Here is a 14,433-nt window from a genome sequence, read left to right on the forward strand (position 1 = left end):
GCAAAGTTAAGTGTATATCCACAAAATGCCCTCCAATAAAAATTATAGCTATTCTAACAAATAGCAAGAAAATAAGCTAGGAATTGGATATTATAAATAAGTTTTCATATAATAAAGGTACATTTCAAAGGGAGTGACTTTTACTAAAATGACTAAAAAATTCTTACAATCATTTATTTTAACTTTAAGCTTATTGCTTCTGATTCCTACAAATGGACATGCTCAAACGGATAATCCTTTTGCAGGGGAAGTTGAACACGCTCAATTAATCCAAAAAAAACCGGAAGAATTATTTCAATCCATTCGTGCGGCTAACGAATCGGTTCAATCAATTAATCAAATAATTAATACAACTATCGTCTCTCAGACTGAGAAAAACCAATTCTTATCTCAACAAATATCAACAATGGAACTACTCTTTGATTCCAATCAAAAGATTAGAGGCGGATACTTATACAATGAATTCGCTCAAGAAGATGCGTCTTCTTATAGTGAAAAATATTTACCCCTCAATGAAAAAGCTATTTGGTCACGTAGTTCTGAAGTTGAAGAATGGGAAAAAACTACGTCAGATTCAGAAAATAAACCAGTCTATTATGCAAAACCAAACTATCACTCATTAATTGAAAAACTGACTTCAAACGCTGAAAACTTTAAAATATACGAAGACAACACTTCATACATTATGATTAACGATAATCATTCTGCAGACCTGTTTAAAATGCTACAAAAAGAATTTCAAATAACTCTATCAGGTGTTCAAGCCCAAGATTTCACAACAAATCTTATGATTACCTTTGATAAAGAAAAACTCCATCTGCAAGATCTTGTAGTGATTTCACGTTACCAAACGGAAAATAATTACTTAGAAATGAATATTATTACTGAATTTAGTGATTGGGATCAGTTGCGAGAAGAAGACTATGAAATAGATACTCAAGAAGATTTGAATTAGATTATTTTTTATTTTTAATATACAACTCTTGCTCACCCGACACTTTCAATGAATTATTTGCGAGGCAGTTAAACTGTCTCGCCTTTTTTTATTAATTTATTATTCTATTCCATTTCTTTACCTTAGCCTAAATAAGATCGATATTAATCAGTAGTATAATAATTTTAAAAATATATTAAAACAACATAGTAGATATACCCTATTCATTTCTTTATAATTTAAGCATAACTATAAGGGAGTGATTGATGATGAAAGTAAAGCCCTTTTTCAACCGAATTGTTGTGCTACTGTTTGCTGTATCCATGTTATTACCTATTAAGACACATGCTCAGATTAATAATTATTTTGAAGATTTTATGACTGAAGCTAAACCTAGTCGAAAAACGGCTACAGAATTATTTGAGGAAATTAAAATCGCCAATGAGAAAGTCACTTCCGTAACAGAAAATGTAAGTCTCTATTCTACGGTTGAAACAGAGGACGAAAACACTTTTTCACAACAGTGGGCATTGCTCGACCTACTTTTTGATCAAGATCAAGCGATTAAAGCGGCTATCCTCTATTTCGAATCTGAAGAAAATGATCAATCCTACTTTGAAGAGAGCTTCTTGCCTTCAGACGAAAAAGCTGTATTAGTCCGTTCCTCTGAAAATGATGAATGGGTCAATCAAGTAGAGGACTCCTCTGAAGATTTAGAGTATTTTGCTAATCCTAACTACCACTTATTAATGGATTCACTAGTAAATATTTCAGATGGCTTGCAAGTATTCGAAGACGAAAACCATTACATTTTTTTAAACAATGGTCAAGACATGAATCTTTTTGATGAATTTCAACCTCACTATGATTTGTATGTAACCGGAATTGATTCAGAAGATTTCACAACTGATATTATGGTGAGCTTTGATAAAGAAACTTTACTACTAACAGAATTTTCTTACATATTATATTATGATAAGAATGACGAGTACTTAGAAATTAGTGTGAACACAATTATGGAAATGTGGAATGAATATCACGAAGATATGTTTAAAAAAGAAATCATAAATAACACTCCTGACCTTGAGCAAGAATTAGAAGAAATAAGAGATTCAATGAATCTAGATGATATCAAAATTTAATTTTTAAAGAGCCCATGCAAATGTGCTTAGGCTCTTTAAATTATTGAAATAATTAATCTTTTCGGTTCAACCAATCTCTTAAAACGTCAATATATTTTGCTGTTTCATCGATATAGCACATGTGACGGCTATACTGGAATAATTCCCACTCTGCATTAGGCAAATGGTCATATAAAGTTTTGGCAATATATGGAGAAGATAAGTCCATCGCCCCGCTGATTACTAAGGAAGATTGGCTGATTTCCTTTAGTCGGTCCGTATATTCAAAGCCTGATAATGTGCCAGTTGGTGTAAACTCGTTAGGTCCCCAACCTACCAAATAAGCTTCTGAACCAGCTAGTTTTTGGCGTTTTAAACAAGCGGGCGAATCTTCAGTGACTGGACCACAACAATACCTTTCCATAAAAGCGTTGAGTGCTTCCAAATAATCTGGAGATTGATAGTCGTTACTCTCTTCAGCTTTTAGAATAGCTTGTCGATGCACATCTGGCATTAAATTAACCCGGCGCATCCCTTCTTCTCGCCACAGTTTGGCTGAAGATAAAGTGGAAGAAAAGATATAAGACTTCACACCTTCAGGCTGTTCTTCAATTTGATAGATTTGCTGCAGCATACCTCCCCATGATTGGCCTAGAATATGAACCTGATCGAGCTTTAAAAAGTCTCTTAAAGCCACTAATTCCTCTTTCCAGACCTGTGCAGTGAACAATTCAGGATGATCAGTCACCATCGACAAGCCACAACCGATTTGATCATACATAATTAACGGACGATCGTCTAATTCAGCAAGTGGATCTAAGACCTCCAAGTAATTATGGGTGGAACCCGGACCCCCATGTAGTAAAATTAACGGCGTTTTATTCCCATCGGGATTAACTATACGATAATATGTTTCATGCCCTTTAAAAGGCATCTTACCTTCAAGTATCCTCATAATAACGTCTCCTTTTAATTTGCTCGTTCTATTATCTCTTAAACACTTGTTCATTTCCACTCGCTAAATATCTTAATACCGATCGTATTCCATTTAATGGTAAGATAGCATTGCTAACTAAAGGAGGTTATAAGATGGATAAAATTGATCATTTTATTGAAATGGAAGAAAACTATTTAGCCGTTGATCAAGCAGTGAATGACCTTATGCATCAACTAGAAGCATTCCAAAGCCAAAAAGAAAAGGTTAAAAAGCTAATTGAATATTATGGTAGTCAACAATGGTACGATCACCAAGAATTAGATAACATGGGACTATTGCCTAAAACATCGACTCGAGCCGTTCTTGGTCAAGACTATGCCTATGACACATTAAACAATTTAAAAGAGTGCGCCATCCAAATGTTAGAAATAAGCACAGATATTTTAAAAATATATTAAAATAAAAAAGCCCACCAGCTAAGCTGGTGGGTTAAGTTTTATTATAGTTTTACGATGTTTGCGGCTTGATCGCCACGATCGCCTGAAACAACGTCGTAAGACACTGCTTGGCCTTCATCTAATGATTTGAAGCCGTCTCCAGAGATTGCTGAGAAATGTGCGAAAACATCTTTCCCATCTTGTCCTTCGATAAATCCAAAACCTTTATCTGCATTAAACCATTTCACTGTACCTGTATTCATATATAAATCCTCCTGTGTGCGTCTTAAGCACTTTGTATTGCAATAATTAAATAATTAAAAAGAAGATTTACATTTGTTGGATGAAAATGACTTAATTAACTTATTTCTTTACTACTTACCTAGTATAGTTCTTAAATATTGATCTGTCAACTTTTATTTGAAAGTAAATTGCGTTTTCATAGATAATGCGCTGGGAGGTCAAGCGGCTGTAGGTAATTTTGTTTGAAATGAAATTAATAAAAAAGCCCACCAGCTAAGCTGGTGGGTTAAGTTTTATTATAGTTTTACGATGTTTGCGGCTTGATCGCCACGATCGCCTGAAACAACGTCGTAAGACACTGCTTGGCCTTCATCTAATGATTTGAAGCCGTCTCCAGAGATTGCTGAGAAATGTGCGAAAACATCTTTCCCATCTTGTCCTTCGATAAATCCAAAACCTTTATCTGCATTAAACCATTTCACTGTACCTGTATTCATATATAAATCCTCCTGTGTACGTCTTAAGCACTTTGTATTGCAATAATTAAATAATTAAAAAGAAGATTTACATTTGTTGAATGGAAATGACTTAATTAACTTATTTCTTTACTACTCACTTAGTATAGTTCATAAATATTGATCTGTCAACTTTTATTTGAAAGCAAATTATGCTTTCATAAATAAAGAGCTAGAAAGTCAAGCGGCTGTAAGCAATTGGATTAAAATTAAATAGATAAAAAAAGCCCACCAGCTAAGCTGGTGGGTTAAGTTTTATTATAGTTTAACGATGTTTGCGGCTTGGTCGCCACGGTCACCTGAAACAACATCGTAAGACACTGCTTGGCCTTCATCTAATGATTTAAAGCCGTCTCCAGAGATTGCTGAGAAATGTGCGAAAACATCTTTCCCATCTTGTCCTTCGATAAATCCAAAACCTTTATCTGCATTAAACCATTTCACTGTACCTGTATTCATATATAAATCCTCCTGTGTGCGTCTTAAGCACTTTGTATTGCAATAATTAAATAATTAAAAAGAAGATTTACATTTGTTGAATGGAAATGACTTAATTAACTTATTTCTTTACTACTCACCTAGTATAGTTCATAAATATTGATCTGTCAACTTTTATTTGAAAGTAAATTACGCTTTCATAAATATAGTGCTAGGAAGTCATGCGGCTGTAGGCTAATTGAAATAATACGAACTTTTAAATGCTGTTTTAACATCCTATTTTTTATCTCTCACTGAGGGTTTTACTATTTAATATTCACGTCTTTTCATAATCTTCATGCTTATATTTATGGAAGCGAAATATGTAATACTCATGGCTAGTATTGAAGTAAAGAGTTGGCTCCATTTATTTGAAAAGAAGTTTTTCAAAATTCTATATAAATCTGCTGAAATTATCTTCTCATTGAATAAAAAGAAAATGACACTAAAAATACAGAGGACTAAAAAACTAAGGATTATTAACAATGTCCCTTCTGAACCAAATTTTAATTGAATAGGTAACAGTATTAAAACCAGGATTGAGCTAACAGCCAAAATCATTAATATAGTCAAAAGATTGTCTATAAAATTGAAAGTTTGTGGATTTTGAAAATAAGCGACGAGTGAAGTCAAACAAACTTCAAAAACTAATAAACCTATTAAACCTATGATTAAGGAAAAGTATTTTGAATGTACGTAATCTTCACGCGAGTATGGTAATGTTAAAAGCATTGGCATTCCATTTTCGCTCTCATCATAAGTTATAGTTGGCAGTATCAAAGATAAGATTGAAACTGAAATAACACTCATCAAAGCCATCTCACTAGATTTAATATAAAAGATAATAAAAATTATTATTATTGGTACGAAAATATGTAACTTGGTCTTTTGAATTAATAGCCAATCTTTATATAGCAAACCTTTCATAAGCCACCACCTTCCTTTTATTAATTCTTCATTGCCTCACTCTGTTTTGCCTTCACCATTTAATACTCCCGCTTTTGCATAACTTTAGTGCTGATAAGGTATGAAAGCCCCATAAATGTTGCCATCGTTATACTTAATATAAAGAAAACGTTCCAGTCATTAGCTAGGAAATCGAGTATGTACTTTAGGCGGGCCGTATTAAGTAGATCATATTTTTTAACAAGAAAAGCAATTCCTAGACCTGCTATGAAAACTATGCCCCCCACTATCACTATTGCTAACATTGATTTTTTAGCACCATATTTCAATTGAACCGGAATTAAAATCCAGCATATAATTGAAGCTAATGACAAGACAACCACAATTTCTAAAAAGTTATCTAAAAAAACAAAATTTTCAATACCTTTGAGAGCAGCCATCCCAGAAATCAAACTCACTTCAACTATCAGTAAAACAAGCATGGCTAGGCCTGCAAGCAGATATTTTGCTCGCACATAGTCTTGCCGTGTATATGGCAAGGATAAAAGCATGGGCATGCCATTATCATACTCATCATAAGTAATCGTTGAAATAATAGACAAAAAGCCTACCATGCTAGTGTATGCTATAAAAAAATACTTATCTTCTCCACTGTAAAGAATAATGATACCCACTACTAATGGTATCAAAGCTTGTAGTCCCATCTTGCGGATTAATACCCAATCTTTATAGAGCAATCCTTTCATTTACGATCACCTGCCATTAATTTAATTAAGTCATCTATCGAAGCTTTTTCAATGATTACATGCGGATAATTTTCTAAATAAAACTGTCTTTGATTTGTTAAACAACAATAACCATAATTGGTCTGATCAGTCTTTAGGATATGTATTTGATCGATCTGATCCATTTCATCTTGACGAATCTTTAGAATACCATAGCTAGATAAAAGTTGATCCATTTCCTCATGCATCATTATTTTACCTTGATCAATTAAGTAAAAATCATCACAAATCCCTTCTAAATCACTTGCTATGTGAGAGGAAATTAAGATACTTGTTTCAGGATATTCTGCTAAATAATCTCGCAGTATATCCAACACTTCCTCACGTGATACGACATCTAAACCTGAAGTCGGTTCATCCATAATAAGAAATTAAGCTTTATGCGAAATAGCCGTAATTAATTTCAGTTTTGCCTGCATACCTGTTGAAAAATTTTCGAACTTTTTATCCCATGGTAAGCCTTGCTGATCCACAAACTTTTTAAACATCTGTTCATCAAAATTTTGATAGCTACGTTTTAAAATGGCTAAAACATCTTTACAAGTCATCACCCGGCTAAAATTAGAATCCGATAAAACGACTCCAAATTTTTCCTTATCTCTGCCAGAAAGTTTGTCAATGGGTTGACCTAAGAATTTGACTTGTCCTTGGTATGGAAAGATTAAACCAAGAATGGCCTTGATTGTCGTTGTTTTTCCAGAGCCATTTCTACCCAATAAGCCTGTTACCATTCCCTCTTTAACTTGAAAATCACAATTCAATTGAAAGTGACCATAATTTTTCTTTATATTACTAACTTCTAACATTCCAATCCCCCATTAATAAATCAAATATAGACTGCATATCTTCTTTACTTAAGTTGAAACGTTGTGCTTTCTCAATTGCTTGAGCCACAGCAGCTTCTACTTGCATCAGCTGTTCATTGCGTAATAGTTCTTGATTGGCTTCTAATACATAGGATCCTTTACCATGAACGGTTTCAATATAGCCTTCTCTCTCCAACTGGTCATAAGCTTTTTTGACCGTTAGAGCACTGATTTTCAGTTCCTTAGAAAGGGATCTAACAGAAGGAAGCGCACTTGAAGCCGGTAATTCTCCCCCTAAAATCATAGCAGCAATCTGCTGTACGATTTGTTCATAGAGGGGAGTCATACTGGTATTATCGATAATTATTTGCATGCAATTTTCCCCTTTCGTAAACAGTGTATAACAGAGTATATCAGTTGTCAATCTTAAAATACCAAAATTTAAATAAACAAAAAAAGCCCACCAGCTAAGCTGGTGGGTTAAGTTTTATTATAGTTTTACGATGTTTGCGGCTTGGTCGCCACGATCGCCTGAAACAACGTCGTAAGACACTGCTTGGCCTTCATCTAATGATTTAAAGCCGTCTCCAGAGATTGCTGAGAAATGTGCGAAAACATCTTTCCCATCTTGTCCCTCGATAAATCCAAAACCTTTATCTGCATTAAACCATTTCACTGTACCTGTATTCATATATAAATCCTCCTGTGTGCGTCTTAAGCACTTTGTATTGCAATAATTAAATAATTAAAAAGAAGATTTACATTTGTTGGATGAAAATGACTTAATTAACTTATTTCTTTACTACTTACCTAGTATAGTTCATAAATATTGATCTGTCAACTTTTATTTGAAAGCAAATTACGTTTTCATAAATAAAGAGCTAGCAAGTCAAGTGGCTGTAGTAAATAGTTAATTTTTAAATTTCAAATAAACAATGCGAGTAATTTCACTAAAGCCTAACTTTTTATAGAGATTAAATGCGGGCTGGTTGTTTAATTCGACTGTTAAGTGGAAAGGCTTATTATTTAATTTAATCAAGTCATTAATTGTTTGCTTCATTAGGTAACTAGCGATTCCCTGCCCTTGAAAGTTTGGGTCAACTGCAATACCAAACAAATAATTGACCTCTGAACTTTGATCAGCAGAAATGGAGGCAACCACTTTCCCTTGGTGCAGGGCTATATAGATCGGACTGTCTTGGTTTTCAACTGTTTCTCTGGCATATCTTAAGGTCAAATCATAATCATCCTCAAAGCTTTCGGATTGAAAACGAGCAATCGCCTCTACATGGTCCTCAGAAGCAATCAGAACTTTAATATCAAAACGTTCTTCAACTGAATAAGGACTTTGCCCATAAGCCATTAATACTTCCTCATCCGCAACTAATAAATTCCGGGAATTTAATAGTTGCGGATGTTTTTCTAAAAATACGCGCTCCGTTTTAAAAGTAACGGATTTAATTCCATAAGAAGCAGTTTCTGATTGAAAATTTTCGTAAAGTTTAGATGCTACGTTCTTGCGTCGATAATCTGGATCGACAACGATTGAGACTTCCACTTCAGCATCATCGGCATATACTGCTAGTAAACCTATCATCTTGCCATCCTTATGAGCCATATAAAAACTAGGCATCGATTGATCAAAATTGTATCGATTAAATAGATAGGGATCAGAAAAGGTTCGATCCACTTGATGTTTGTATTTTAAAAGAGCTTTTGCAGCTTGTAATTCCTTATTGGTTAAATTTTGTTTACTGTGATAGTGAATTCCCATCTTACACACCTACTTCAATCAAAATAAGTTTGTCTTTTGAAAGTTTTAACTTAAAAATTATAGATTTACGAACAAATCTTTATTCGATATTAAATCAAAATAAAAGTTGTTGATATTTGATAAATTGTATACATATTATCAATATCAGAATATTTTAAAGATATTTACTATCAAAAAAATTAATAAAGCCCTCTATTTAACATTGGGAATTATGAAAATTACTCTTGATAATTATACCAAAAATTGTGTGAAAGAGTATTCCTCCAAAAATTTAAAACAATTTATTATTAGAGAATAAGAAACTGTAAAACCTGGGATCATGACCAATATTAATAAAAGATTGAAACAACGTAGTTACAGAGAATGATAAGAAGAACAAAGATTATCAAAAGCAAGAAGCAATCCCTAACATTCAAACACAATTCCTATATAACTATTTCTATAATGAAAAAGATTCTATTTCTTTCCTTGTGCCTTGTCTATTAAAGGAACTGTTGACATGGCTGACTTTATGCTTGTCGTTGGGATAAAGCTATTGGCCAAACGGATTTTTTTATAGCTTATCGTATCTGGTAGATACCTATCTTTAAATTAACCATAATAAATTGCGACCTCCCTTTGGAGGTCTTTTTCTAATAGAAAGAGCCTTTGACCATTCAATTTAATATAAAAACCTTAATTTGAATGATTGGAAGACTCTGATTGAAAATTATTTAAATTCTATTTATTTTCATTAATTAAAGTCGATGCCTGCAAATAGGAATTGGGATATCGTTCAAGTAAGTACTTGATATATTCAATGACATCATTTTGTTCAATTTTGGCTTGTTGATAAGCATCTAACCTACTAAAAAACCCATTTTTTTCCTGCTGATTGGCCTGCTTTTTAAAATAACCCCATATATGAAGCAAGGCATTTACGCTTTGCTTTTTATTTTCGGGCAATTTTTCGGCAATCTCTATTTTCTTTTGAACATATGCAAGGTCAACATGATCATTTTTAAGATACTCTCTAATCTCCAAGTATAATCTTTGTGATTTAGATAAAACTAAATACTTGTTTTGACTCCAAAGCGATTGACTTTCTCTCTTTTGAACTTTATGACCTTCCATATTTGTTACCTTTCTATCTATTAGTGTCTACTGAGTTCTGTCTTTGGAAAGATACTATTCTTATTCATAACAAAGCGATAAATAGCCGTTATCACTAAGATAGCTAAACCGACTAACAGGAGGATCTTAATACTTGAAGCTAAATTCGGACTATGAACACCTTCTTCATAATTACTATAAATACCATAGAAAGCCCAAGCTATTGAGATTGGGAAGAAAGCATTTTTATACATAAAGACATAGCCTACAACAAAAACAATAGCAATCGTAATAACCACCAGTGACCACACTGAATCTGAAATACCAAAGCCATTCCAGCCTATTTTGACAAAGAAAATAGAGATATTCAAGAATGTTGCGATTAAAACCCAAGCAGCATAGAGTGTGAAGGCATAGGCTGGTAAAGCATAAGAAATGTCTTTACTTTGATAATTAATTTTTTCAATCAGTTTCATTAATGCTAAGAGTAATAAAAAAATCATCACAACAGAAAGACCAATTAATTCATAAGAAAAGCTGAAGATCCAGCCCATATTAAAAAAACAGGAAATAATAAACAAAGGAGAAATCAGTGAAATAGTACGCATAATTTTTTGGTTATCACGCTTAAACGCTAAATAAATAAGCGTAATTAGCACCATAGTATAAATTACTCCCCATATACTAAAAGCGAATCCAGCGGGAGTAATCAAAGTTGTATATTTAGCGGATACCTCTTGTTGGCTCATATCATTAATTAAACCAGACCCTCCCAAATAATTAACAAATAAAGTGAGGAAAAATGAGATAAAATTACCAACTAACCAAAAATTTGTTTGATTACCATTTTGACTCTTTGCTTTTTCTAACATAATAATCATTCCTTTTTACATTTTAGATTAACGGCCTTTAGATACCCTCTAATCTATCAATAAACCGTTTCCACTATTATACCATCTTTACTTATTAATGATACTATTCTGTATTTTTATCCATTCCATAAATTTTTAAAATAAATCGCATCCACGATATTCATAAAACTTATCAACTACCCGAAAATAGAAATAATGATTTTTTCCGTCTAAACTTTTTGCTCGAGGTAAAATAAAAAAGGTTACCTCGTCTCTTTGCATCATTTTGATAATGCTATCGATCACACAATACAAAGGTAAGCCTATAGCTGAATATTTCATATAATCTTCTTCTAATTGTCGATAAGCTAAATCAAAAACATTAATTTCCATCGGTTGTTCTTTCTTCAACATCGAATCACCTCTCTAATATTATAGAACGTACGTTCGCTTTTTCAAGAGGTTTTCTACTTTTTAGTTTTTTCTTTTTGAGTGAATTGTTCTAAAATAAAATAACAAACCCTCTTAACTCTACCAACAAGTCATAAGGGTTTGCTCAAAATGATTTGAATATAACTCACAAGCTAAACGCTGAGCGTCAAGGCTATTCGAATGTTTAAGGACGCTTTAGGGTCAGTCACATCAACACCTAATAATTCTTGACATTTTTCAATACGATATTTGACGGTGTTACGATGGATAAACAAAATATTAGCGGTTAGAGTTGTCTCACACTGATTATCTAAATAGACCTTAAGTGTTTCACGTAATTCTTTTAAATTATTTGTTTTAGGATAAGCTAACTCTTTTAGTACCGATTCACAAAAATAATTAATATCTTTACTATCGATATCATGGAACAAATGTTGGACTCCCGAATTATTGTAATAGCTAATCGTCTCTTTATTATAATCTGTCAATCGTGCTTTAAATGCTAAAGACGCCTGGTCAATCGACCTTGATACTTGATCAATTGAGCTAACTGATTCGCCTACGCTAAAAATCATGTCAATATTAACCAATTTCAACAAATCATCATGACACTGCAATAATTTCTCATCAAGATTACCGACGTGATTTTGTAAAATTAGGTAGAGATGGGCATTAGCATCTGTTTGAAATAAAAACATGTCCTTGAAATATTCTTGCCCGTAATTTTTTAGAAAATCTAAAATCAAAGCATATTTTTCATAAAGTTTAACTGTTTTAAACTTAGGTTCTAGTGCACTGGAAACATTTACTTCAACAGCCAAGTAATAGTTTGAATCAACATATTTAATTTCCTCAATCGTTTTATAAAGAATACCCTTACTTAGAGTATCTCCCCCCATGGTCTCTAACATAAAACTAGAGGAAGTGTGTAGATAACTGGAAAAAACTTTTTCAGTTTTATAAAGAATATAGGAGAGTACTAGTTTAGCTTGATCAATAGTAAAGGCAGAGATAGGATAGGTCATATTCTCTGGATTTAATATTAGTAAGTAATGAGGAAAGTATTTAAATACGAAAACACTACTTGCAGAGACTAAAAGTATTTGGCCATTTTCATCTTTCATTTTAAAGTAATCATTGGGGACCTCTTTATTTTTAAATCGCTTTTGAAACTGCTCTTGTAACGATTGCATGAGTAGTGGATTCTTAGTGAAATGATGCGAATAACTCACAACTTTTTTTAATGGGCTCAAGAGAATAATCGGACATTTAATGATTTTGCTGAATTCATTAATTACTTTATCGATGGAGGTATTGTTAAGTAAGAGATCTGAAAATTGCTTCTGAATGCTTAGAGCAAACTCAATTTCTTCTTTTCGTTGATTCCAAATATAATTTGATATTTGATGCAGCAAGCGTCCTAATGGATACTTATCAGGTATATTAATAATAGGAAAGTTGCGTTGATTGGCGTGATCAATCACTTTGGGATGAAGTTTTCCATGAAGAAAACGACCTGATTTAATCGCTAAACCTGCTCCTTTAGCACGAATTAATGAATCGATAAAGGGAATCATCTGCAACTGATCGTCTTTAAAAACCATTCCGGTTGTAAGAATTAAAGTCTCCGGACTAATATAAAATTCAATATCGGGAGTTTCAGTTATTTCGACATTACTAACTTCTTGGTGTTCAATTGTTTTTATATCTGTTAATAATTTAATTTCCGAGAGGTAATCAATTTTTAATAATTTTTCCACTAATACCACAGAAACCATCTCCTTAGTAAACTCATTATACCAAGAGATTTTATTCCTTCCTACTTTTACAAGCCATCTTTTAAAGCAAGTAAACAAATTCTAACCGAAGTTATTAAAAATAATGTTTTTTTGTTTAAGCAATTTTCTATCTTGATTCTGTTTTCTTTCTTTTAAAAAGCATGAAGATTATCACTTTCCTCAATACAAAAAGAGTCTAACAACTTATAAATTATTAGACTCTTTTCAAAATTTTTATTTACATACTTTTTATAAGCTTTTGTCTTTCTATTCTGCAAAAGCACCTTTATTACCATATTGATCAAAATGAACAGTATCTGATTCAAGGTAATCCACAATATGTTTTGGAATATCAATGCCTTCTTCAAGATTACGCTCTGTACTTAAGACTGCTAATTCTCCTGGATAATAAACTTGGTCAAAGCCATCAGCCGGTTTAATAGCGTGTAGTTCTTCTACCATTTGTTCAATACTGGAAGTAAATTGATCTAAGCTAGTGAAGCGTTCAGGATCAACAGCGATATAAACATGTCCTAAATCTCTGCCCTTGTCTAAATCATTGTACATAGACGAAACACTTTTACCAAATGGTAAACCAAAAAGCATACCAGAAAGAATATCAACAATCATCATTAAACCATATCCCTTAGGCCCAGCAATTGGCAAAAGACCTGCTACTTTATGTGGATCGGTTGTTGAATTGCCTTCGGCATCAACTGCCCAAGTATCTGGAATTGATTCGCCTTTTGAACGCGCATCTAAGACTTTACCCCAAGCTTGAACAGTAGTTGCCATATCGAAAAAGATTGGTCGCCCTTCTTTACGAGGAGCTCCAAAAGCGATTGGATTGGTTCCAAAATAATTTTCGGATCCTCCAAAAGGAACTACCATTGGATCTGATTGAGTCATAGATAAGCTAACATAGCCTTCTTCCGCTAACTTTTCAACATAATAAGCTAGCATTCCTGTATGACTCACGTGGGTGACACCTACCATCGCAATGCCATTTTCTTTAACTAATTCGATTACTTTTTCTAAAGCAAGATTCGCAATATAGTGACCTTGACCATTGTCTCCATCAAAAGTAGCTGTCGCAGGTCCCGTCTTAGTATAGGTAATCTTTGGTTTTTTTGTCACGCCACCTTTCGCGATACGTTCAGCATAATATGCAACACGAACGGCTCCATGGGAATGAATATCAGATAAATCAGCATAAGTTAAGTGCTTCGCCGTCTCTAAAGCCGAATCTTCTGGAAGTCCAGCTGCCATTAACTTCTTTTTAATTAAGTCTTGCAGACGACTGGCTTGAATTTTTACTGTTTCGTTTTTATCTGTCATTTTATCC

General features: G+C 33.1%; 19 protein-coding genes. 3 read left to right on the forward strand and 16 right to left on the reverse strand.

Annotation, left to right across the window (positions count from 1 at the left end):
• Positions 1-148 precede the first annotated feature (148 nt).
• Both NW240_RS05075 and NW240_RS05080 read left to right on the forward strand, forming a co-directional pair.
• A complete protein-coding gene (locus NW240_RS05075) occupies positions 149-955 on the forward strand; it encodes a hypothetical protein (protein WP_258436407.1) in 807 nt (268 codons plus the stop codon).
• A 245-nt stretch (positions 956-1,200) separates the two neighbouring features.
• Entirely contained in the window at positions 1,201-2,076 is an 876-nt protein-coding gene (locus tag NW240_RS05080) for a hypothetical protein (RefSeq protein ID WP_258436408.1), read from the forward strand.
• 52 nt (positions 2,077-2,128) lie between these two features.
• On the opposite strand, the gene pepI is transcribed toward NW240_RS05080, so the two are convergent.
• Positions 2,129-3,010, reverse strand: coding sequence for a proline iminopeptidase (gene pepI / locus NW240_RS05085; protein ID WP_258436409.1), 882 nt, complete (start codon positions 3,008-3,010; stop codon positions 2,129-2,131).
• Positions 3,011-3,144: 134 nt separating this feature from the next.
• Here pepI and NW240_RS05090 point away from each other — a divergent pair, with 134 nt between their 5' ends.
• Positions 3,145-3,450, forward strand: coding sequence for a DUF4298 domain-containing protein (locus tag NW240_RS05090; protein ID WP_258436410.1), 306 nt, complete (start codon positions 3,145-3,147; stop codon positions 3,448-3,450).
• Positions 3,451-3,491: 41 nt separating this feature from the next.
• Here the strand turns inward: NW240_RS05090 and NW240_RS05095 are convergent, their stop codons facing one another.
• From NW240_RS05095 to allD, 15 genes are all read right to left on the reverse strand, one after another.
• Positions 3,492-3,692: a cold-shock protein gene (locus NW240_RS05095; protein ID WP_090290170.1), complete on the reverse strand. Its 201-nt coding sequence runs from the start codon at positions 3,690-3,692 to the stop codon at positions 3,492-3,494.
• A gap of 276 nt (positions 3,693-3,968) precedes the next feature.
• Positions 3,969-4,169, reverse strand: coding sequence for a cold-shock protein (locus tag NW240_RS05100; protein WP_090290170.1), 201 nt, complete (start codon positions 4,167-4,169; stop codon positions 3,969-3,971).
• 276 nt (positions 4,170-4,445) lie between these two features.
• Positions 4,446-4,646: a cold-shock protein gene (locus NW240_RS05105; protein ID WP_090290170.1), complete on the reverse strand. Its 201-nt coding sequence runs from the start codon at positions 4,644-4,646 to the stop codon at positions 4,446-4,448.
• 288 nt (positions 4,647-4,934) lie between these two features.
• Positions 4,935-5,591, reverse strand: a complete 657-nt coding sequence (locus NW240_RS05110; RefSeq protein WP_258436411.1) for an ABC-2 transporter permease — start codon at positions 5,589-5,591, stop codon at positions 4,935-4,937.
• 59 nt (positions 5,592-5,650) lie between these two features.
• On the reverse strand, positions 5,651-6,316 hold the full coding sequence (locus NW240_RS05115) for an ABC-2 transporter permease (protein ID WP_258436412.1): 666 nt from the start codon (positions 6,314-6,316) through the stop codon (positions 5,651-5,653).
• Positions 6,313-6,717 carry a hypothetical protein gene (locus tag NW240_RS05120; protein WP_258436413.1) on the reverse strand — a complete coding sequence of 135 codons (405 nt, stop codon included), beginning with the start codon at positions 6,715-6,717 and terminating at the stop codon, positions 6,313-6,315. Before NW240_RS05120 ends, NW240_RS05115 begins: the two co-directional genes overlap by 4 nt.
• A gap of 9 nt (positions 6,718-6,726) precedes the next feature.
• Positions 6,727-7,161 (reverse strand): ATP-binding cassette domain-containing protein, encoded by a 435-nt coding sequence (locus NW240_RS05125; protein WP_258436414.1) that lies wholly within the window; start codon positions 7,159-7,161, stop codon positions 6,727-6,729.
• The gene (locus tag NW240_RS05130) at positions 7,148-7,534 is read right to left on the reverse strand and encodes a GntR family transcriptional regulator (protein WP_258436415.1); all 387 of its coding nucleotides are present in this window, start codon (positions 7,532-7,534) and stop codon (positions 7,148-7,150) included. The genes NW240_RS05125 and NW240_RS05130 overlap by 14 nt, the downstream gene beginning before the upstream one ends.
• 117 nt (positions 7,535-7,651) lie before the next feature.
• On the reverse strand, positions 7,652-7,852 hold the full coding sequence (locus tag NW240_RS05135; protein ID WP_090290170.1) for a cold-shock protein: 201 nt from the start codon (positions 7,850-7,852) through the stop codon (positions 7,652-7,654).
• 219 nt (positions 7,853-8,071) lie between these two features.
• On the reverse strand, positions 8,072-8,935 hold the full coding sequence (locus NW240_RS05140; protein WP_258436416.1) for a GNAT family N-acetyltransferase: 864 nt from the start codon (positions 8,933-8,935) through the stop codon (positions 8,072-8,074).
• A gap of 720 nt (positions 8,936-9,655) precedes the next feature.
• On the reverse strand, positions 9,656-10,048 hold the full coding sequence (locus NW240_RS05145; protein WP_258436417.1) for a YbgA family protein: 393 nt from the start codon (positions 10,046-10,048) through the stop codon (positions 9,656-9,658).
• A 20-nt stretch (positions 10,049-10,068) separates the two neighbouring features.
• Positions 10,069-10,899: a TspO/MBR family protein gene (locus NW240_RS05150; RefSeq protein WP_258436418.1), complete on the reverse strand. Its 831-nt coding sequence runs from the start codon at positions 10,897-10,899 to the stop codon at positions 10,069-10,071.
• A gap of 135 nt (positions 10,900-11,034) precedes the next feature.
• The gene (locus tag NW240_RS05155) at positions 11,035-11,292 is read right to left on the reverse strand and encodes a DUF5960 family protein (protein ID WP_258436420.1); all 258 of its coding nucleotides are present in this window, start codon (positions 11,290-11,292) and stop codon (positions 11,035-11,037) included.
• A gap of 170 nt (positions 11,293-11,462) precedes the next feature.
• Positions 11,463-13,079, reverse strand: coding sequence for a PucR family transcriptional regulator (locus NW240_RS05160; protein WP_258436421.1), 1,617 nt, complete (start codon positions 13,077-13,079; stop codon positions 11,463-11,465).
• Between the two features lie 276 nt (positions 13,080-13,355).
• Complete coding sequence (allD, locus tag NW240_RS05165; RefSeq protein ID WP_258436422.1) at positions 13,356-14,426, reverse strand: ureidoglycolate dehydrogenase; 1,071 nt, start codon at positions 14,424-14,426, stop codon at positions 13,356-13,358.
• Between the last annotated feature and the right edge of the window lie 7 nt (positions 14,427-14,433).

Origin of the sequence: Facklamia sp. 7083-14-GEN3 (assembly GCF_024742075.1) — a bacterium.
Classification (GTDB): domain Bacteria; phylum Bacillota; class Bacilli; order Lactobacillales; family Aerococcaceae; genus Facklamia.

Coding starts and splice junctions, on each gene's coding strand:
- NW240_RS05075 (WP_258436407.1), top strand. CDS start 149: ATGACTAAAAAATTCTTACAATCATTTATTTTAACTTTAAGCTTATTG.
- NW240_RS05080 (WP_258436408.1), top strand. CDS start 1,201: ATGATGAAAGTAAAGCCCTTTTTCAACCGAATTGTTGTGCTACTGTTT.
- pepI (WP_258436409.1), bottom strand. CDS start 3,010: ATGAGGATACTTGAAGGTAAGATGCCTTTTAAAGGGCATGAAACATAT.
- NW240_RS05090 (WP_258436410.1), top strand. CDS start 3,145: ATGGATAAAATTGATCATTTTATTGAAATGGAAGAAAACTATTTAGCC.
- NW240_RS05095 (WP_090290170.1), bottom strand. CDS start 3,692: ATGAATACAGGTACAGTGAAATGGTTTAATGCAGATAAAGGTTTTGGA.
- NW240_RS05100 (WP_090290170.1), bottom strand. CDS start 4,169: ATGAATACAGGTACAGTGAAATGGTTTAATGCAGATAAAGGTTTTGGA.
- NW240_RS05105 (WP_090290170.1), bottom strand. CDS start 4,646: ATGAATACAGGTACAGTGAAATGGTTTAATGCAGATAAAGGTTTTGGA.
- NW240_RS05110 (WP_258436411.1), bottom strand. CDS start 5,591: ATGAAAGGTTTGCTATATAAAGATTGGCTATTAATTCAAAAGACCAAG.
- NW240_RS05115 (WP_258436412.1), bottom strand. CDS start 6,316: ATGAAAGGATTGCTCTATAAAGATTGGGTATTAATCCGCAAGATGGGA.
- NW240_RS05120 (WP_258436413.1), bottom strand. CDS start 6,717: ATGGATGAACCGACTTCAGGTTTAGATGTCGTATCACGTGAGGAAGTG.
- NW240_RS05125 (WP_258436414.1), bottom strand. CDS start 7,161: ATGTTAGAAGTTAGTAATATAAAGAAAAATTATGGTCACTTTCAATTG.
- NW240_RS05130 (WP_258436415.1), bottom strand. CDS start 7,534: ATGCAAATAATTATCGATAATACCAGTATGACTCCCCTCTATGAACAA.
- NW240_RS05135 (WP_090290170.1), bottom strand. CDS start 7,852: ATGAATACAGGTACAGTGAAATGGTTTAATGCAGATAAAGGTTTTGGA.
- NW240_RS05140 (WP_258436416.1), bottom strand. CDS start 8,935: ATGGGAATTCACTATCACAGTAAACAAAATTTAACCAATAAGGAATTA.
- NW240_RS05145 (WP_258436417.1), bottom strand. CDS start 10,048: ATGGAAGGTCATAAAGTTCAAAAGAGAGAAAGTCAATCGCTTTGGAGT.
- NW240_RS05150 (WP_258436418.1), bottom strand. CDS start 10,899: ATGTTAGAAAAAGCAAAGAGTCAAAATGGTAATCAAACAAATTTTTGG.
- NW240_RS05155 (WP_258436420.1), bottom strand. CDS start 11,292: ATGTTGAAGAAAGAACAACCGATGGAAATTAATGTTTTTGATTTAGCT.
- allD (WP_258436422.1), bottom strand. CDS start 14,426: ATGACAGATAAAAACGAAACAGTAAAAATTCAAGCCAGTCGTCTGCAA.